At 58.3% G+C, this 18640-nt stretch carries 17 protein-coding genes; 6 read left to right on the top strand and 11 right to left on the bottom strand.

Going from position 1 to position 18640, the window contains the following annotated elements; genetic code table 11:
• Positions 1-5 precede the first annotated feature (5 nt).
• The 5 genes from AC2TAD_RS01880 to alr all read right to left on the bottom strand — a co-directional run bounded on the left by AC2TAD_RS01880 (position 6) and on the right by alr (position 4484).
• Positions 6-788: a DNA repair protein gene (locus AC2TAD_RS01880; RefSeq protein ID WP_480865674.1), complete on the bottom strand. Its 783-nt coding sequence runs from the start codon at positions 786-788 to the stop codon at positions 6-8.
• 156 nt (positions 789-944) lie between these two features.
• On the bottom strand, positions 945-1391 hold the full coding sequence (locus tag AC2TAD_RS01875) for a paraquat-inducible protein A (protein WP_170752820.1): 447 nt from the start codon (positions 1389-1391) through the stop codon (positions 945-947).
• A gap of 536 nt (positions 1392-1927) precedes the next feature.
• Entirely contained in the window at positions 1928-2674 is a 747-nt protein-coding gene (locus AC2TAD_RS01870; RefSeq protein ID WP_170724251.1) for an ABC transporter ATP-binding protein, read from the bottom strand.
• Positions 2671-3453 (bottom strand): MlaE family ABC transporter permease, encoded by a 783-nt coding sequence (locus AC2TAD_RS01865; protein ID WP_480865673.1) that lies wholly within the window; start codon positions 3451-3453, stop codon positions 2671-2673. The genes AC2TAD_RS01870 and AC2TAD_RS01865 overlap by 4 nt, the downstream gene beginning before the upstream one ends.
• Positions 3450-4484, bottom strand: coding sequence for an alanine racemase (alr, locus tag AC2TAD_RS01860; protein WP_480865672.1), 1035 nt, complete (start codon positions 4482-4484; stop codon positions 3450-3452). The genes AC2TAD_RS01865 and alr overlap by 4 nt, the downstream gene beginning before the upstream one ends.
• Before the next feature lie 218 nt (positions 4485-4702).
• On the opposite strand from alr, the gene AC2TAD_RS01855 reads away from it, so the two are divergent.
• Complete coding sequence (locus AC2TAD_RS01855) at positions 4703-5242, top strand: GNAT family N-acetyltransferase (protein ID WP_480865671.1); 540 nt, start codon at positions 4703-4705, stop codon at positions 5240-5242.
• 3 nt (positions 5243-5245) lie between these two features.
• On the opposite strand, the gene AC2TAD_RS01850 is transcribed toward AC2TAD_RS01855, so the two are convergent.
• The 6 genes from AC2TAD_RS01850 to AC2TAD_RS01825 form a co-directional block, all read right to left on the bottom strand.
• The gene (locus AC2TAD_RS01850; protein WP_170354353.1) at positions 5246-6736 is read right to left on the bottom strand and encodes a replicative DNA helicase; all 1491 of its coding nucleotides are present in this window, start codon (positions 6734-6736) and stop codon (positions 5246-5248) included.
• Between the two features lie 224 nt (positions 6737-6960).
• Positions 6961-7641, bottom strand: coding sequence for an orotate phosphoribosyltransferase (locus tag AC2TAD_RS01845; RefSeq protein ID WP_353390088.1), 681 nt, complete (start codon positions 7639-7641; stop codon positions 6961-6963).
• A gap of 129 nt (positions 7642-7770) precedes the next feature.
• Positions 7771-8952, bottom strand: coding sequence for an ammonium transporter (locus AC2TAD_RS01840; RefSeq protein WP_480865670.1), 1182 nt, complete (start codon positions 8950-8952; stop codon positions 7771-7773).
• A gap of 151 nt (positions 8953-9103) precedes the next feature.
• A complete protein-coding gene (locus tag AC2TAD_RS01835) occupies positions 9104-9580 on the bottom strand; it encodes a CinA family protein (RefSeq protein ID WP_480865669.1) in 477 nt (158 codons plus the stop codon).
• Positions 9577-10074 (bottom strand): phosphatidylglycerophosphatase A family protein, encoded by a 498-nt coding sequence (locus tag AC2TAD_RS01830; protein WP_480865668.1) that lies wholly within the window; start codon positions 10072-10074, stop codon positions 9577-9579. Before AC2TAD_RS01830 ends, AC2TAD_RS01835 begins: the two co-directional genes overlap by 4 nt.
• Entirely contained in the window at positions 10071-11201 is a 1131-nt protein-coding gene (locus AC2TAD_RS01825; RefSeq protein WP_480865667.1) for a bifunctional 2-C-methyl-D-erythritol 4-phosphate cytidylyltransferase/2-C-methyl-D-erythritol 2,4-cyclodiphosphate synthase, read from the bottom strand. Before AC2TAD_RS01825 ends, AC2TAD_RS01830 begins: the two co-directional genes overlap by 4 nt.
• Positions 11202-11384: 183 nt before the next feature.
• Between AC2TAD_RS01825 and dusB the strand changes: the two genes are divergently transcribed.
• The 5 genes from dusB to ntrX all read left to right on the top strand — a co-directional run bounded on the left by dusB (position 11385) and on the right by ntrX (position 18628).
• Positions 11385-12368, top strand: a complete 984-nt coding sequence (dusB, locus tag AC2TAD_RS01820; protein ID WP_480865666.1) for a tRNA dihydrouridine synthase DusB — start codon at positions 11385-11387, stop codon at positions 12366-12368.
• The gene (locus tag AC2TAD_RS01815) at positions 12365-13432 is read left to right on the top strand and encodes a two-component system sensor histidine kinase NtrB (RefSeq protein WP_170354346.1); all 1068 of its coding nucleotides are present in this window, start codon (positions 12365-12367) and stop codon (positions 13430-13432) included. Before dusB ends, AC2TAD_RS01815 begins: the two co-directional genes overlap by 4 nt.
• 34 nt (positions 13433-13466) lie before the next feature.
• Positions 13467-14834, top strand: a complete 1368-nt coding sequence (locus tag AC2TAD_RS01810; RefSeq protein WP_170354345.1) for a response regulator — start codon at positions 13467-13469, stop codon at positions 14832-14834.
• Positions 14835-14933: 99 nt separating this feature from the next.
• Positions 14934-17222 (top strand): sensor histidine kinase NtrY-like, encoded by a 2289-nt coding sequence (locus tag AC2TAD_RS01805; protein WP_170354344.1) that lies wholly within the window; start codon positions 14934-14936, stop codon positions 17220-17222.
• Positions 17219-18628, top strand: a complete 1410-nt coding sequence (ntrX, locus tag AC2TAD_RS01800) for a nitrogen assimilation response regulator NtrX (protein WP_480865665.1) — start codon at positions 17219-17221, stop codon at positions 18626-18628. Before AC2TAD_RS01805 ends, ntrX begins: the two co-directional genes overlap by 4 nt.
• Positions 18629-18640: the final 12 nt, after the last annotated feature.

Genomic DNA, 18640 nt, shown 5'->3' with positions numbered 1-18640 from the left:
GGCGCCTATTCAGCGGCGCGAGGGGGCGACATCGCGATGACACTGGATTCGGTGGACTTGTGCTCGTCCGACTGCGATTGCAGTTGCGTGGACAACTCGGGCAACAGGTCGAACAATTCGTCACGTAGGCGGGCGAGTTGCGATTTGGCGATGGACTCCTCGATCTCGACATCGCGGGTCCATTGCCGCAATTCTTGCTGGATGATTTGCGCGTCACCGATGCGCTGTTGGAATTGCTCGATCTCTTCTTGGCGCTGCTGGAGGAACGTACGTGCCCGCGCCACGCGTTCGTCGCTGTAGGTGACGGCGAGTTCGTGGCTGATCTGGCTCATTTGCGCGGCCAGTTCGAGGATTTCCGGCTCCAGCGATTGGAGGTCGGGATGTTGACGCAGAAAGGCAATACGCTCTTTGACCGCGTCGAATTCAGACGACATCATGAACGTGTCACCTCGGTCCGCAGCATGGGCCATTTGGTAGGCGTAGGTGATGTCATGCATGTTCATCGCGAACTTGCGATGCGCATTCTCAAGCGCCATCATTCGACCGTTTGCGGGCAGATAGAAGGCCAGCATGAGAATCAGTGCGGTCAATCCGATCTGGATAAACATGCCCGCATCTATAGCCGGTGTGGTGCCGAATCCGGCTTGCATGGACAGCCAGGGCAGGACCCCAAATGCCGATAAGGCGGTGGTCGTCACGGCCGCAAGCGCAGCCGCGCAGATTACGATAAAGGTCAGTCTTAAAAAGGCATTCTGAAATTGCAATGTTATGTTTTGGAGGGCGGCCATGGTTGTCGATCTCCTTCTAGAACCGGAACACACCGGAGCCGAAGCGGAGTAGACTTAACTTACAGACAGAGATCCGCCACGGACCCGAAAACTACTATTTGTTGCTGCTCGAAATATTAAGATGATACTTGGGTAAATGTTTTCAATCAATTAGCTTTAAGCTTTTCGTGAGGCGGATGTCATCTCTGTAATATGTCCCAATGCCAGTGAAGCCAGAATGCAGCCTGTAAACAGGTAGAGACCCCATGCGGTTTCGATGGTCGCGTAAGAGATGCCCTTGGCCAGCGTGATGTAGAGCGCGATCAGGAAAATATCGGCCATGGCCAGCTTGCCGAGGATGTTGAGCGCGGGCTGGACGCGCGGGTCCAGCAGGTTCCATTGGATCAGTGCGGTGCCGATGGTTTTGACGTAAGGCGCGAAGAGCGCGAAGACGGTGACGACCAGTGCGAGGAAGATATCGGATTTCCAGAGCGATTGCAGGCCAGTGATGACGCTGATTTCGCTTAGGCCGAAGATCGGCAGGAGGCCCGCGCGCATCAGCGGGGCGAACCATGCGATGGGGTAGAGGATCAGGAGCGAGAGGGTTGCGAGGCGGAGGGTCATTGCATTGGTAAATCCGGTTCTTGTTGCCAACACCTATGGGCCGACAAATCCAGTCGCAAGTTTTTCATTGAGGTCGCAATTGTCTATGTTTAAGTGTTTTGGGGCTTAGTCATTCTTCTTGGAGTTGTATTGCCTGATCCTGTGACAAAAATTGTATACGGTCCGTCTGCACTGAGCAAAGGTGTCTCTAATGCGTCGACAGGAGGACTAGGCGCTCTTCTGTCCGCCGGCAGTTCGGTTGCTGACAGATTGCCCTTCGACCGGGAGCAGCTTTTTGAAGTGCTGCATTTCCGGTTGTACAAAACGAACCGTGCTAGACAAAGGGCCAATTGGTTTGGAGGACGGATTTACAACAAGTTTTCTGGCGAAGATCCCGAATATATACCAGTTTCGGGAACACATTTGACGCAAACACTGGATGCAATCCGAATTCAGGCTCCGGACATTGTAGTTGCTAGTGGGCACTACTTGCTGAGGTATGACTACGCTAAACGGGCTTATGACCAATTGAAAAGCGAACGGCAGCGGGAAGGCGATTAACGCACCGCCTCAATCGGCCCCTCAGCACTGCCACTGATGAACTGCTCGACATAGGGATCACCCGACGCATCCATCTGCTCAACAGGGCCAGTCCACTGTATGACGCCTCCGTGCAGCATCGCCACATTATCGGCAATGGCGCGGACGGAACTCATATCGTGGGTGATGGTCATGGCCGTTGCGCCCATCTCGGTCACGATCTCGCGGATCAGGTCGTTGATGACGCCGGACATGATCGGGTCCAGCCCGGTGGTGGGCTCGTCAAAGAAAATGATCTCGGGCTCGGCAGCGATGGCACGGGCAAGGCCCACGCGTTTTTGCATCCCGCCCGACAGTTCCGAAGGGAACCGGTCGGCAACGTCCGATTTCAGGCCCACACGCCTCAGTTTATCAATCGCGATCTCGCGGGCATATTCCGCGGGGCGCTTGAGCGGGCCGCGCAGCAGACGGAACGAGACGTTCTGCCAGACGGGCAGAGAGTCAAACAGAGCCGCCCCCTGAAACAGCATCCCGAACCGGGCCAAAAATGCATCGCGGTCGCCTGTTGCGGCATCCTTGCCATCCACATAGATCATGCCGCTGTCGGGTTTGATCAACCCGAGAACGCATTTCAGCGCCACAGACTTTCCGGTTCCCGAACCGCCTATGATCACCATCGACGTGCCCTTGGGGATATCGAGGTTCATGCCTTGCAGGACTCGGTTATCACCGAAGGCTTTGTGTACATTCTCCAGCCGTATCATACCGAAAAGAACACCCCTGTGAGAATGAAGTTGGCGGCCAGGATCATGATCGCCGCCGCTTCGACCGAGGATTTGGTCGCACGGCCCACGCCCTGCGCGCCGCGGCCCGAGTTCATGCCATAGTAGCAGCCCATCACGGCCGTGATGAGGCCAAACGTAGCACCTTTGACCAGCGATGAAATCACGTCGTGCAATTCCAGAAAATTGACCGTGTTCTGAAGGTAAGCGGCAGAGTTGAAACCTAGGTTCTGAGTGGCAACCACATAGCCGCCTGCGATGCCGATCACGTCGCCCACGGCAACAAGCACTGGCACGGTCAATATGGCTGCCAGAACACGCGGTGCGGTTAAGTATTTCATCGGGTGCGTGGACAGGGTGACTAGCGCGTCGATTTGTTCGGTCACTTTCATCGTTGCGATCTCGGCCGCGATAGAAGAGGTCACGCGTGCCGCGATCATCAGACCACCAAGAACTGGTCCCAGCTCGCGTACCATGCCGATGGCCACGATCTGAGGTACCACGGCCTCGGCGTTGAAACGGGCGCCGCCAGCATAGATTTGCAGCGCCAACGCGCCGCCGGTAAAAATGGCGGTCAGGCCGACCACGGGCAGAGAAAGCCAACCGATATTCATCAGCGCAACGACAAATTCGCGTGGATAAAACGGAGGGCGGAAGACGTGCGATAGCGCATCCACTGTAAACAGTGCCACCTTTCCAAAGGTGGCAAACACAGTCAGGACGGCACGGCCTATACCGCCCAGCAGTCTCAAAGGGTTCATTCCACGTAACCTCGGGAATAGCGCGCACCGAGCGACGTGAGGATCTCGTAGCCGATAGTGCCTGCGGCCTCGGCGAGGTCGTCTACGGTCTGGTGGCCGTTGAGAATGCGCATTCGTTCTGGGTCCTCAGGCAAATCAGTGACATCCACGGTGATCAGATCCATGGAGATACGCCCAACGACGGGGCAGGGTTGACCACCTGCGAACGCATCAATGCCGCCCCCGATCGCGCGGTGCAGACCGTCAGCATAGCCCGCTGCAACGGTCGCGATACGTGACGGACGGCGCGCGGTCCAACTGTTGCCGTAGCCAACAGTCTCGCCCTCGGCCAACTCGCGGACCTGAATGACGGGCAGGTCCACAGTCACCACAGGTTTCGCGTCGGCAAAAGGCAGACCACCGTACAGACCAACACCGGGTCGGCAGAAGTCGAAATGGAATTCCGGCCCCAAAAGTAACCCTCCGGTCGCAGCCAAGGACCGTTGGGCCGAGACTCCATCAGTTATATCACGGAAAGTCTTTAGTTGTTGCCGGTTCATCGGGTGATCCGGCTCGTCCGAGCAAGCCAGATGCGACATAACAACCACCGGGTTCAGATCCTCAACCCGCGTGCGCAGCTCGGCCCAATCGGATGGTTCAAAGCCAAGTCGGTTCATGCCGCTGTCGAGCTGGATGCCAAATGAATGCGAGGGCAGGCTTTGTTCGTGGCGCAGAAACTGCTCGGGCGAGTTCAGCAAAGGTGTCAGGTCGTTCCCGCGCAGCAGTTCGGTATCGCCTTCCATATGCCCTGAGAAGACGCCGATCATCGGACCTGGGCCAACAGCTTCGCGGACGGCTGCGCCTTCTTCGGCGACGGCAACAAAGAACTTGCGAACACCTTCTTCGGCGAGGGTGTCACAGACAGGACCCGCACCCAAGCCATAGGCGTCTGCCTTGACCACGGCGCCGGTCTCGACATTCGTTTTCGTATCTAGTGCGCGCCAGTTGCTGGCGAGCGCATGCAGGTTGATCGTCAGACGTGCGGTACTCATGGAACTGTTCATGACATTGGATCGCTGCAGGTCAAGGGGGTACGCACCGTTTATTGCCGGTTTGACGGGAACGTGGGCGAGGAATGGCTTGTCAGTATGGCAAACAAGGAACCTATGCGCCGAAAAGATCAGGGCTTATTGTTTTCACTGCGTCATCAACACAAGATTGGTGCGAGAATCATTTACGCTCATCCTGAGCGTCGGCAGGAGTAGAATTTGTGCAGTTTTCATCAGGTGTTACTGGCATGGAAGCCGAAATCCCCGAGTTCTTCCGGGCCGTTTTCAGCGCATCCGAAGGCTCGGACGAAGGCGAAGCGTTGAAGGCGCTGACTGTTGCACTGATCAAGACCACTGAGGCCGATGATTTGCTGTGCGTGACAGTGCATACATCCGAGCGCCTGTGCGGGTGCATTTTCTTTTCTCGCCTGACCTATGACGAAGACCCGCGCAAGGTGGTGCTGATGTCCCCGGTTGCGGTTGCTACAGATCGTCAGAAGCAAGGGATCGGGCAGAAGTTGATCGCGTACGGGTTGGAACAGGTTCGCCAAGCAGGGGCCGAGGTCGCGGTGACTTATGGTGACCCGGCCTATTACGGTAAGTCGGGGTTTCAGTCGATGACACCAGAGTTCGCGCGACCGCCCCACGATCTGAGCCAGCCGCATGGGTGGCTTGGCCAATCGCTGAACACCAAGGAATTTAGGCCAATAGCCGGGCCATCGCGCTGTCTGCCAGCCTTCGATCAGCCCGGGTTGTGGTGACTGTCAGTAGCCTTCGATCTGGCCGTCCTGCTGCCAGGGTTTGACCAGGTTGCCAAAGCGAGTGAACTGCGCCTCAAACGACAGTTCGACCGTGCCGATGGGGCCGTGACGCTGCTTGCCGACAATGACTTCGGCCTTGCCATGCAGGCGGTCCATGGCCTGCTTCCACTCTTCCATTTTTTCCAGCTCATGATCGCCGGGCTTTTCACGCTCTTTGTAGTATTCCTCGCGGAACACGAACATCACAACGTCGGCGTCCTGTTCGATCGAGCCCGATTCCCGCAGGTCAGACAGTTGCGGGCGCTTGTCGTCGCGACTTTCCACCTGACGCGAGAGCTGAGACAGGGCGATCACCGGGATATTCAACTCCTTGGCGATGGCCTTCATGCCCATCGAAATTTCGGCAATTTCGTTGACGCGGTTGTCGGACATGCCCCGGCACAGCTGCAGATAGTCGATCACCAACAGATCCAGCCCATGCGTTCGCTTGAGCCGCCGCGCGCGGGCGGCAAGCTGCGAGATCGGCAGGGCAGGGGTGTCGTCGATGAACAGCGGGCAGGCTTCCAACTCTTTGGCGGCGTCCACGAACCTGCGGAACTCGGCCTCGGTCATATCGCCTTGGCGGATCTTGTGGCTTGAGATTTCAGAGGCTTCGGCCAGAACCCGGCCGGCCAGTTGTTCCGCGCTCATCTCCAGAGAAAAGAATCCGACCACGCCGCCATCCACAGCCCCTTCGGACCCGTCCGATTTGGTGCCGCGCTTATACGCCTTGGCCACGTTGAACGCGACGTTGGTCGCCAATGAGGTTTTCCCCATCGACGGACGCCCGGCCAGAATGATCAGGTCCGACGGGTGCAGGCCCCCAAGCTGTTTGTCCAAATCGGCCAGACCGGTGGAAATCCCCGCCATGCCGCCACCGCGCTGATACGCTTCGTTGGTGACGTTGACGGCTTCTGTGACCGCCTTGAGGAAGGATTGAAATCCCTGTTCGGTCTGGCCCTGCTCGGATAACTGGTAAAGCTGTTGCTCGGCCTCGACGATCTGTTCCTTGGGCTCGCTGGACACATCAACCCGTGCCGCCTTGTCCGAGATGTCGCGGCCCAGCCGGATCAATTCGCGCCGGATGGCGAGGTCATAGATCATCTGGGCATAATCATGCACCGCAAACGCACTGATCGAAGCACCCGCCAGTTTGACCAGATAGGCGGGGCCACCCAACTCTTTCAGGCCCTCATCCTCGGCCATGAAGGATTTCAGCGTCACGGGCGAGGCCAGCGCATTCTTGGCGATGCGATTGGCCGCGACCTCATAGATGCGGGCATGGACCGGATCATAGAAATGCTCGGCCCCAATGATCGAGGCCACCCGGTCATACAGATCGTTGTTCGTCAGGATGGCACCGAGAAGCTGTTGTTCAGCCTCAATGGAATGCGGCATGGTTTCGGCGTTCTGAATCTGCGCCGCTGCCTGCTCGATACTGCTTATCTCGTTCATTTTGTCCCCACTGCCCTGATGAGGTTCTACACGCGAATGGCCGTCCCAATCCATCTGGAAATCCCTGTGGTTAACTTGGGGTAAGACCTAGGGATAAGTTTCCAGACAGATAGGATATCTGAATGTGTATCGCTTATTATGTAGGAAAGGCGGGGAAAGTCACCAGATATCGTGCTTGGTGCACCGATTCTTCCGGGCTTATCCCCAAATTACCCACAAGAGGTTTATGTGGATTTATTGGCTTCCTGCCATCCACGCGGATCGTTCAGGAAGGCCTCGACCCCGTCAAGTGTCTCAGTGTCAAAGGCTTTCTGCGCCTTGGCCTCGGCCAGAACGTCCCACCACGTACACAGCGAATGCAGCTTCACGCCGTGGTCGCCCAGCGTCTTTTCGGTCTCGGGGAAGATGCCATAGTAGAAGATCACCGCCGTATGGCCGCAGGTTGCGCCGGTTTCGCGGATTGCATCCACAAAAGACAACTTGGACCCGCCATCGGTGGTCAGGTCCTCGACAAGCAGCACGCGCTCACCTTCGGACATTGCGCCCTCGATACGGGCGTTGCGGCCGTATCCTTTGGGCTTTTTGCGCACATAGGTCATCGGCAGGGCCATGCGCTCGGCGACCATGGCGGCAAAGGGGATGCCTGCGGTTTCGCCACCGGCGATGTTGTCGAACGCCTCGAACCCGGCATCGCGCATCACGGTGACCGTCAGGAAATCCATCAGAGTCGAGCGGATACGCGGGTATGAGATCAGCTTGCGGCAGTCGATATAGGTCGGGCTGGGCAGGCCCGAGGCCAGCGTGAACGGCTCGCGCGAATTGAAGTGGACGGCCTTGATCTCCAGCAGCATCCGCGCGGTCAGGCGGGCGATTTCGGTGCTGTCGGGGTACGAGCTGGGGATCATGGTGCAAACCTCTGGGCTGAAAACAGGTTGCGGGCTGATAACGCGCGGTGCCCCCCAGAGTCGAGAGGGCGGGCAAAAGAAAAGCGGACCCGCAAGGGGCCCGCTTAGCACGTTTAGTATGGCGCGCGATCAGCTTGTCATGTCATAGGCGCGTTCACCATGCACCGACAGGTCGAGGCCATTGGTTTCTGTCTCGGCATCCACACGCAGCGGCGTGATCAGAGCGACCAGTTTGATCAGCACAAAGGTCACGACGGCGGTGAAGACACCAACGATGACCAGGCCACCCAACTGTGCAGTCCAGGCCCCTAGGCCAAAGACGGCGATCATGATGGTGCCAAAGATGCCCCCAACGCCATGCACGGCGAACACATCCAGTGTATCGTCGATTTTCAGAACGTTGCGGATGACATTCACCGCTTCCTGGCACAGCACACCAGCCACGGCACCGATGATCAGCGCCTGAACCGGATCCACATAGCCCGAGGCAGGTGTGATGGAGGCCAAACCAGCGATCGTACCGGTCACCAGACCGACCATCGACGCCTTACCGTATTTAATCCGTTCGTAAAGTGCCCATGTCAGCGAGGCGGTTGCAGCCGAGATATGCGTCACGGTCATCGCCATCGCGGCGCCCCCGTCAGCGGCAAGTTGCGACCCGCCGTTAAAGCCGAACCAGCCGACCCACAGCATCGCGGCGCCGATCATGACAAAACCCGGATTGTGCGGCGGCGTCGTGCGGTTGCGGCGCGGGCCCAGCACCACGGCAATGATCAGCGCGGCCAGACCGGCGGTTTCATGTACCACGATACCGCCTGCGAAATCGCGCACGCCGACCTCTCCCAGAATGCCGCCATCGGTCAGCATGCCGCCGCCCCAGATCCAATGCACCACCGGCGCATAGCACAGCAACATCCACAGGCCCGAGAAGGTCAGCACAAAGCCAAAGCCCACGCGTTCCACATATGCGCCTACGATCAGCGCGGGCGTGATGATGGCAAAGGTCATCTGGAACGCGAAAAAGAGAACCTCAGGCAGGTTGCCTGACAGGCTGTCTGCATCGACCCCATTCAGAAACGCCTTGCCCAGACCGCCCCACAGCCCAGATCCACCGTCGCCGAACGCGATGGAATAGCCTGCGACCAGCCACAGGATGCTCATCAGGCAGGCGATGCTGAAACAGTGCATGAAAACGCTCAGCACGTTGCGGGCGCGCACGAGGCCACCATAGAACAGGGCCAGGCCCGGAAGTGTCATAAACAGGACCAAGGCGGTTGCCACTATGATCCAGGCGGTATCGGCTCCATTCATCAGCCGCTCTCCTCTTCAGCTTGCGTGGCGGGGCTTGAAGCGGAGCACGGGTGGGGAAAAAAGAGGCAATCGTTAAAAAAGACGCCTATTTATGGGGCTTTTGTCTTATTGATGATTAAATGTGCGTCATGTTTGCAGGGTTGCGAAAAAATTAGGCGATATTAGAAAGCGCATCTGACAACAAATTCAGCGCGTGATCGCGCGCGGCCAGCCGGACGGCGTCACGGCCAAGTGCACCAAATTCGATGGTTTGCGTTTGGGTCAGCTGCCCTGTAGCGGCGATTCCGAAGCAGACGCGCCCCTCGGGTTTGAACTCGGACCCACCGGGGCCCGCGATGCCGGTGATCGATACGGCCAGTTGCGCGTTGGAATGCTGCAGGGCGCCCTCAGCCATCTCGCGGGCAACCTGTTCCGAGACCGCGCCGTGCGCGTCCAGAGTCGCCGCCTGTACGCCCAACATCTGCTGTTTTGCGGCGTTGGTGTAGGTCACGAAACCTCGGTCCACCACGGCCGAACTGCCGGGGATGTCAGTCAGCGCCGCGGCGACCATACCCCCGGTGCAACTTTCGGCGGTGGCGATCATCACTCCTTGCGCCTTGGCGCGGTCCAGTAGCGCGGCGACGGTCATAGCCCCAAAACCCCATGCGCGATCCCGGCCAGGATCAAGACGCCGATGGCGGCAAAGACCCCGGCGATCACGTCATCCAGCATCACGCCCATCGCATCCCCCTTGCGGTCGGCCCAGCCAACCGGGCCCGGTTTGGTAATGTCGAACAGACGGAACAACAGGAACCCTGCAACCCAGCCGGGCCACAGCGCCGTGATCTCGATCCCATGCGCCCATGAAGGGTATGAGATCGCCCAAAGCGCGATGAACTGGCCTGCGACCTCATCTATGACGATCTCGGACGGGTCGTGGTCCTCTTGCCCTGCGGTCATCAAGCGGGTCGCCCAGAGCCCGCCAAAGAACACCGCGAACGTGGCGATCATCAGCAGGGGGAAACCACCCAGTGTATGCAAGACCCACGCCAAGGGCAGGGCGGCGAGCGATCCCCATGTGCCGGGCGCAGGGCGCAGATAGCCCACACCGCAGACGGTGCCGATCAGGCGCGCGGCGGTCATGATTTCACCAGGCAGGCTGTAGCCAGCGAGGCAATGCCTTCGCTGCGGCCCGTGAAGCCCAGCCGTTCGGACGTTGTCGCCTTGACCGAGACCTGATCGGTCCGCAGCCCCATAATCCGGGCCATCTCGATCCGCATCGCCTCGGCATGCGGGCCGATCTTGGGGTATTCGCAGACCAGCGTGCAATCGATATTCGAGATCGCGTATCCCATCGTCGCTGCCAGCTCGACCGCGTGGCGCAGGAAAATCTCGCTGGCGACCCCTTTCCATTGCGGGTCCGAGGGAGGGAAGTGTTGGCCGATATCTCCCTGCGCCAGAGCGCCATAGATCGCATCGGTCACGGCATGCATTCCCACGTCAGCGTCCGAATGCCCCTGAAGGCCGCGATCATGCGGCACCTGAACGCCGCACAGGATTACATGATCCCCGTCGCCAAACCGATGCACGTCATACCCGTTGCCCAGCCTTACATCCATATTCGTTCCCAATATGCGTTCCGCCCGTGCAAAATCCTCGGGCCTTGTGATTTTGATGTTATCCGCGTCGCCCGGCACGATGGCCACGTCCAGTCCTGCGGCGCGGGCAACCTCGACATCGTCCGCCGCGCCGCCCGCATGAGCGGCATGGGCCGCGACGATGGTGTTATAGTGAAAGCCCTGTGGTGTCTGTGCGGCGAAAAGGCCGGTGCGATCCTGCGTGCCGGTCACCGTTTGTCCGTCTCCGGTCCAAAGCGCATCCGTGACTGCCAAGCCGGGGGCGGCAGCGGGGCTGGCTTCGAGCGCCTGCAACACGTTGTGAATAGTCTGAGCGCTAACACAGGGACGGGCGACATCATGGATCAGAACTCGGGTCACATCCAGATCGCTAAGGGCGGCCAGCCCATTGCGCACCGAACCCGGACGATCTGCGCCACCTGCGGTCAGGATCAGATCTGAAGCGGCAAATTCTTCCCATGCGGTGCTGTCCTCGGGGGACAAGACCAGCACGATGTGATCGACTTGCCCGTGAAACTGCTCAATCGTCCAGTCCGCGACGCGGCGTCCGCCTAGCGGTCGCCATTGTTTCGGGATACCCCCTCCGGCGCGCAGGCCACGTCCTGCGGCAACGATTATGGCTGCGGTGGTCATGGGCGGTGTCTCCGGTAAATTCGGGGCAATGTTTAGGGTGCGGTGAATGCAGAGGCAATCACCCGCGTTATCCCGCCTAAAAATTAAGCAAGTGATGATTTTGCGGGCTTTTCAGCTGCCGTTTTGTTGTTCATATACGCTCAATTCGATATCTAAGTCGCAACTGCCCAAGGATTAAGCACGTTGACTCTTCAACTCGCAGACAAAGACCTGACTCCGCCGGTGCTGCTGGCCCCGATGGCCGGAATCACCGACCGCCCGTTTCGCGATTTGGTGATGCGCTTTGGCGCGGGTATGGTGGTCAGTGAAATGGTTGCAAGCCAGGAAATGGTGCAGGCCAAACCCGGCGTGCGCGAACGGGCCGAGCTGTCGGCCGACGTGGAAAACACCGCCGTTCAACTAGCCGGGCGTGAGGCGCATTGGATGGCCGAGGCCGCCCGGCAGGTCGCTGATCGGGGCGCGCGGGTGATCGACATCAACATGGGGTGTCCGGCCAAGAAGGTCACGAATGGCTATTCCGGCTCGGCGCTGCTGAAAACGCCGGATCATGCGCTGACATTGATCGAGGCGGTGGTCGCGGCGGTTGATGTGCCGGTCACGCTGAAAACGCGGTTGGGGTGGGACGACAAATTACTGAATGCGCCGGACGTCGCGCGGCGCGCGCAGGCGGCAGGGGTGCAGATGGTGACGATCCACGGGCGCACGCGCTGTCAGTTCTACAAGGGGCAGGCGGACTGGCAGGCGATCCGCGCGGTGAAAGAGGCGGTCGATATCCCTGTAGTCGCAAATGGGGATATCGTGGATACGGAAACAGCGGGAACCGCGTTGGATCAGTCAGGCGCGGATGGCGTCATGATCGGGCGGGGTGCTCAAGGTCAGCCTTGGGTTCTGGCTCAGGTCTGCCACGATCTTTATGGCGCGCCTGCGCCGGTGGTGCCTCAGGGCGAGGACCTGATCGAGATGGTCCGCGCGCATTATCAGGCGATGCTGGGCTTTTACGGTAGCGATCTGGGTCTGCGCGTCGCGCGCAAACATCTGGGTTGGTATATGGATCAAGCTGGTACGCCAGCAGCCTTGCGCCGCGCCGTTCTGACCTCTCGCGATACGGAAGAGGTGATCCGCCTGCTGGGTGACGCCGTAAGCACTGAGGCGGAGGCTGTCGCATGAATTCAGACCAGAGTATTTGGACTTCGCTTCCGGTACCGGCCTTCATAATTGATGGCGATGATCGGATATCCGACGTTAATTCAGCCGGCGAAGGATTCCTTAATGCCTCGCGTAAATCGGTGATCGGGCACCCGGTTTGGGATCAGATTGCGGTCGACGCGCCACTAGAAGAGGCGTTCGAGCGCGCGCGGGCGCAGGGAACACCCTTGTTCGTGAATGATGTAGATGCGGGCTCGGGCAATCGTGCGCCGCTGCAATGCGCGCTGCAGATTGCACCATTGGTTGGTCATCCGGGTTCAATGATCATGATCATCTCGCCGCGAGAACTGGCAGGGCGGATGACGCGGGGCAATACTGTTAAATCGGCGGCGCAGTCGGCGATCGGCATGGCCGAGATGCTGGCGCATGAGATCAAGAATCCACTGGCCGGCATCACTGGCGCGGCGCAACTGCTGAGTATGAACATCTCACAGCAAGACCTTGAACTTACAGACCTTATCGTCGCTGAGAGTCGTCGTATCGTAAAGCTGTTGGAACAGGTCGAGCAGTTCGGAAACCTGTCGGAGCCTGATTTCAAGCCAGTGAATATTCATGATGTCCTGGACCGCGCACGCCGGTCGGCCTTGCTAGGATTCGGCGCGCATATGAAAATCATCGAGGAATACGACCCTTCGTTGCCGCTGGCCTATGGTGATCCGGATCAATTCCTGCAAGTCATTTTGAACTTGTTGAAAAACGCGTCTGAAGCTGCTGATCCCAAAGGCGGAATAATTCGCATCAGGACGTATTTCGAACATTCCTTCCGACTTCGGCGCAGTGATGGTTCGGGCCATTCCCTGCCATTGCAAATCGAGATTATCGACGACGGGCCGGGCCTGCCCGAGAAAATCCGTAGCGATATCTTCGACCCGTTCGTGTCGGGCAAGGAAAACGGCACCGGCCTCGGGCTGGCGCTGGTGAGCAAGATCATCTCGGACCATGACGGCTGGATTTCCGCCGACTCGGTGCCGGGCCGTACGGTGTTCCGCATTTCGCTGAGGCGGGCACCGAAGGATGCAACGTAAGACAAAGCCGGAAAGAGCTTAAGGAGAGCACCAAATGGATGGAACAGTTCTGGTCGCAGATGACGACCGCACGATCCGCACCGTTTTGACACAGGCCCTGACGCGGGCTGGATGCAAGGTGCATGCGACCTCTTCACTGACCACGCTGATGCGCTGGGTTGGTGAGGGCAAGGGGGACGTGGTGATCTCGGATGTCGTAATGCCGGACGGCAACGGTCTGGAAATGCTGCCAAAAATCGCTCAGGACCGTCCAGGTTTGCCAGTCATTGTAATCTCGGCTCAGAACACGATCATGACGGCAATTCAGGCGGCCGAGGCGGATGCTTATGATTATCTGCCCAAGCCCTTTGACCTGCCGGATTTGATGAAGCGCACTGCGCGCGCGCTGGAGCAGAAACAGCGCGTTCAGACCGAAGTGGCGGAACCTGTCGACGAGCGTCCGGAAGAATTGCCTTTGGTCGGACGGACACCGGTAATGCAAGCGCTTTATCGGCTGGTTGCACGGGTTATGAACACTGATCTTTCGGTCATGATATCTGGTGAAAGTGGAACGGGTAAATCGCTGATTGCAAGGGCAATTCATGACTTCTCGGATCGTCGGACGCTGCCATTTGTAACTGCAACTGCGGCCGATCTGCGGGATCTGGAAGGCCCCGCGCGGGTGATGGCCCGTGTGCGTGGCGGTACGTTGCTGATTGATGAAATTGCCGATATCGAGGATGAACTGCAGGCCCGTATCGTGCGCATGATGGACACGCCCGGCGATCACGTTCCGCGCTTTATGGCAACCAGCCAGTCCGACCTGACCGAGGCGATGGAGAGTGGGCGCGTGCGTCAGGATCTCTATTACCGTTTGTGCGGTGCGACCATTCATGTGCCGGCATTGCGGGAACGGGTTGATGACATCACCTTGCTGGCCGATCACTTTCTGGCACGGGAAGAACGTGAGCACGGCACCAAGCGCTGGCTTAGCGCTGACGCGGTGGAACTGGTTCGACGCTATTCCTGGCCGGGTAACGTGCGGCAGCTTGAAAACGCAATCCGCCGTCTGAGCCTGACCAGCCGCGCCGATGAAATCTCGAAAGCCGAGGTTGAGATGGTGCTGGGCAGTCAGCCCGAGGCTGAACCTGTTCTGGGTGACGGCGAACGCGAAAAACTATCGGCGTCGGTTGCGCGTCATCTGAGGCGGTACTTTGATCTGCACGGTAATTTGCTGCCACCTCCGGGTCTCTACCAACGCATTCTTCGCGAGGTCGAAGCCCCGCTGATCGAACTGGCGCTGGATGCAACTGGTGGGAATCAGGCAAAATGTGCTGATCTTCTGGGGATTAACCGGAATACGCTGCGGAAAAAGATTACAGACCTCGATATTCAGGTGACACGCAGACGCAAACTGATGTAATATGGCCACACAAAGCGTGGCATCCGGGTTCTGACCCGGCAAGGACCACGAAATATGGCGGTTAGCCGCGAAAGCGGCGCATCAGGATGAGGGCAGACGGTGGCATCCCGAGCACAGAGCGGGCTGATCCTATCGATTAATCGGTGGCGAAAATCCCGAAAGCTGCGCAATTTTAGCACCTTGGGTCTGGTTCTTCTGGGCCCTGCTTTGGCGTTGGCGACGTATCTTGTGATCGGCCCCTTTGACCTTGGGGCTTCTGCACCAACTCTGCGGCTCATCCTGCTTGCGGACTTGGTCTATGTACTGGTCGTTGCGGCGCTTGTGCTCAGTCAGGTTGGTACGTTGATTGCGGCACGGCGCGCGAAATCCGCGGGCTCGCGCCTGCACCTCAGACTGATCGGCGCATTTACGCTTTTGGCGTTGGTTCCAACCGTGACAGTTGCCATCTTCGCCGGATTGACGGTGAACATCGGGCTTGAGGGTTGGTTTTCAGACCGTGTTCGGCAAGTTGTGGGCTCATCTCTCACGGCCGCTGAAGCTTACGAGCAAGAGCACCGCGAGGGCTTGACGCAGGACGCCACAGTTCTTGCGCGGTTCTTGGACAATTCACGCGCAGTAGATTTCTACATCTCGGACGCCGAATTGCGGTCTGTGTTGGCACAGGGACAATCTCAGATTCAGCGTGGTCTGCGCGAGGCTTATGTCATCGACGGCAGTGGCGAGATCAAATCGCGCGGCGACAGGTCGTACCTGTTCAACTACGAAGCTCCGACGCCAGAGCAACTGGTCGAAGCCGCTGATACGGGCCTTTTGATCATTGCAGATTGGCAGAACAGCGAATTCCGGGCGTTGGTTCCTCTGCGCGCCTTTCTGGATCGATACCTTTATGTAAGTCGCGAAGTCGACGGGCAGTTGCTGACCTTGCTGGACGACACCAAGGAAACGGCACAGTTCTATCAACAGCTTGAAAGCGACCGGGGCCGGGTTCTGTTCGAGTTCGGTCTTTTATATCTTGGCTTTGCGGTCATTTTGATCCTTGCTGCGATGTCTTTGGGAATGTGGTTTGCCGAGCGCCTCTCGCGCCCGGTGGGGCGGTTGACAACGGCGGCCCAAAGGGTTGGTGCGGGTGATCTGAGCGTTCAGGTGATTGAAGAGGCCAGCGATGATGAGATCGCGATGCTGGGCCGTTACTTCAACCAGATGACACGGCAGTTGAAAGGGCAGCGCGATACCCTTCTTGAGAATACGCGGCAAATCGAACGCCGCCGGCGATTGTTTGACTCGGTTCTCAGCTCGGTCACGTCCGGGGTTGTCGGCGTAGATCCGGATGGTTGCGTAACATTCGTGAACCGCTCGGCTGAACGGTTGCTGGACTGGTCGCGTGGCGAAGAACACTTGGCCATCGGCATTGCCGTTCCTGAATTCCTTCCCCTATTCGAAACGCTGAAGGACAGCGGTCAGGAAGCGGTTCAGGGTGAGGTCAAGGTGACCCGTAAAGGGCGCTTGGAAAACCTGTTGGTACGTATGGCCACCCGCCGCGGCGAGGACGGTGGACTTGAAGGATACGTGGTTGCATTTGACGACGTAACCGATCTGGTCAGTGCGCAGAGGTTGGCAGCCTGGGGTGACGTGGCGCGCCGGATCGCGCATGAGATCAAGAACCCTTTGACCCCGATCCAACTGAGCGCGGAACGGATCAAACGCAAATTCTCGACCAAGCTGGATGAAGAGGATTGCGACAAGTTGGTGTCGATGACGGATGTCATCGTGCGTCAGACCAATGATTTGCGCCGGATCGTCGACGAATTTTCGAAATTCGCCCGGATGCCCGAACCCGAGCGGCGCGAGGAAAACATTGTTGAGCTGGTGCAAGAAGCGGTCTTGTTGCAGCAATCGGGACAACCGGATGTCGAGATTCTGGCCTCTTTGCCAGACCAGCCCATCCAACTGGATGTGGATGCGACGATGTTGAATCAGGCTTTGACGAACCTGATCAAAAACGCGGGTGAAGCTATCGAAACGCTGAAAAGAAAGGGCGCCCCCGACAATCTGAAGCCACAGATAAAAGTGGACGTGACGCCCGATGACGCAGGTACGGTGATAACGATAGCAGATAACGGAATAGGTTTACCGGAAGACAGGGCGCGATTGTTCGAGCCCTATGTGACCACACGAGACGAGGGGACGGGCCTTGGCCTGCCCATCGTTAAGAAAATAATCGAAGAACATGGCGGTGCACTGACTTTGGAAGATGCACCGGTATTTGACGGACAGGACCATTTTGGCGCGATGGCCGTGATCCGGTTGCCCGGGGGCAATTTCCCCCAATCCTCGGCGCCACAAAAGCAGGCAATTAAAACAAACAAACTGAAAGCAGGCCAAAGATGAGTGACATTCTAATCGTAGATGACGAACGCGATATTCGCGAGCTGGTGTCCGACATTCTGGAGGACGAAGGCTATTCAACCCGGCTGGCTGGCAACTCGGACGAGTGCATGGTCTCGATCAATTCCGAGCCGCCGGGTCTGCTGATTCTGGATATTTGGCTGAAGGACAGCCGTATGGACGGGATCGACATTCTTAAGGCGGTCAAACGCGACAATCCGGATGTGCCCGTGGTGATCATTTCGGGTCACGGGAACATCGAGATCGCCGTCGCGGCGATCAAGCAGGGGGCTTATGATTTTATCGAAAAGCCCTTTAACATTGATCAGTTGATGGTTGTTATCCGTCGCGCGATGGAAACCTCGCGCTTGCGCCGCGAGAACGCCTCGCTCAAGCGCAAGGAGGTCACGAGTTCCGACATGATCGGCAAGTCCGCCTCGTTCCGCGCGATGCAGGGACAGTTGGACAAGGTGACCAAGTCGAACGGTCGCGTAATGCTCAGCGGTCCTGCCGGATCCGGCAAAGAGATCGCCGCGCGGTACATTCACGCCCATTCGAACCGGGCAAACGCGCCATTTGTGACGGTCAATTGCGCCGGTATCGAACCAGAGCGTGTGGAAGAGGTTCTGTTTGGTCGAGAATCATCAGAGCGCGGCGTCGAATCCGGATTGCTGGAAGAGGCTCATGGGGGCGTTGTCTACTTTGACGAGGTTGCCGATATGCCGTTGGGGACTCAGTCCAAGATCCTGCGGGTGCTGGTCGATCAGCAATTCCAGCGTGTTGGCGGCTCAGACAAGGTGCGCGTGGATCTGCGTGTCATTTCATCGACCAACAAGAACCTCGACGAAGAAATCGCGGCAGAACGGTTCCGCGAAGAGCTGTATCACCGCCTGAATGTTGTTCCGATTGACGTGCCCTCGTTGGAGGATCGGCGCGAGGACATTCCGGTTCTGGCGCAACATTTCATAGAAATGTGCAATGAGTCTCAGGGTCTGCCGGTGCGCGAGATATCGGATGAAGCCGTGGCCTTGTTGCAAACCATGACCTGGCCGGGCAACGTGCGTCAGCTGAAGAACTTGATCGAGCGTGTGTTGATCCTTGGGGATGGGACCGGCCCGATTGAGGCCAGAGAACTGCCGACCGAGGATGAAAAATCCGACGACTCCGGTCGTGTGGTTTTGTCGGGTGCACTGGCGACTCTGCCGCTGCGCGAGGCACGCGAGGCGTTCGAGCGTGAATATCTGCTGACGCAGATCAACCGGTTTGGCGGGAATATTAGTCGCACCGCCAGCTTTGTCGGGATGGAACGCAGCGCGCTGCATCGCAAGTTGAAGTCGTTGGGCGTTGTGACATCGAACAAGTCGGGTGCGCGGGTTGCGCAGATTGACGAACCTGAGCCGGCGGAATAATCCGCCGGGTCT

The organism is Ruegeria sp. HKCCD7628, from assembly GCF_057221005.1.
Note: the sequence above shows the minus strand (reverse complement) of the source record. Positions and strands in the feature narration are given on the sequence as shown.

Excerpts from the sequence above, each read along its gene's own strand:
- AC2TAD_RS01850 (WP_170354353.1), bottom strand. The coding sequence starts at position 6,736 with ATGAACGAGATAAGCAGTATCGAGCAGGCAGCGGCGCAGATTCAGAAC.
- AC2TAD_RS01875 (WP_170752820.1), bottom strand. The coding sequence starts at position 1,391 with ATGACCCTCCGCCTCGCAACCCTCTCGCTCCTGATCCTCTACCCCATC.
- AC2TAD_RS01845 (WP_353390088.1), bottom strand. The coding sequence starts at position 7,641 with ATGATCCCCAGCTCGTACCCCGACAGCACCGAAATCGCCCGCCTGACC.
- AC2TAD_RS01880 (WP_480865674.1), bottom strand. The coding sequence starts at position 788 with ATGGCCGCCCTCCAAAACATAACATTGCAATTTCAGAATGCCTTTTTA.
- AC2TAD_RS01840 (WP_480865670.1), bottom strand. The coding sequence starts at position 8,952 with ATGAATGGAGCCGATACCGCCTGGATCATAGTGGCAACCGCCTTGGTC.
- AC2TAD_RS01815 (WP_170354346.1), top strand. The coding sequence starts at position 12,365 with ATGAATTCAGACCAGAGTATTTGGACTTCGCTTCCGGTACCGGCCTTC.
- AC2TAD_RS01865 (WP_480865673.1), bottom strand. The coding sequence starts at position 3,453 with ATGAACCCTTTGAGACTGCTGGGCGGTATAGGCCGTGCCGTCCTGACT.
- AC2TAD_RS01870 (WP_170724251.1), bottom strand. The coding sequence starts at position 2,674 with ATGATACGGCTGGAGAATGTACACAAAGCCTTCGGTGATAACCGAGTC.
- ntrX (WP_480865665.1), top strand. The coding sequence starts at position 17,219 with ATGAGTGACATTCTAATCGTAGATGACGAACGCGATATTCGCGAGCTG.
- AC2TAD_RS01835 (WP_480865669.1), bottom strand. The coding sequence starts at position 9,580 with ATGACCGTCGCCGCGCTACTGGACCGCGCCAAGGCGCAAGGAGTGATG.
- AC2TAD_RS01810 (WP_170354345.1), top strand. The coding sequence starts at position 13,467 with ATGGATGGAACAGTTCTGGTCGCAGATGACGACCGCACGATCCGCACC.
- AC2TAD_RS01830 (WP_480865668.1), bottom strand. The coding sequence starts at position 10,074 with ATGACCGCCGCGCGCCTGATCGGCACCGTCTGCGGTGTGGGCTATCTG.
- AC2TAD_RS01825 (WP_480865667.1), bottom strand. The coding sequence starts at position 11,201 with ATGACCACCGCAGCCATAATCGTTGCCGCAGGACGTGGCCTGCGCGCC.
- alr (WP_480865672.1), bottom strand. The coding sequence starts at position 4,484 with ATGAGTACCGCACGTCTGACGATCAACCTGCATGCGCTCGCCAGCAAC.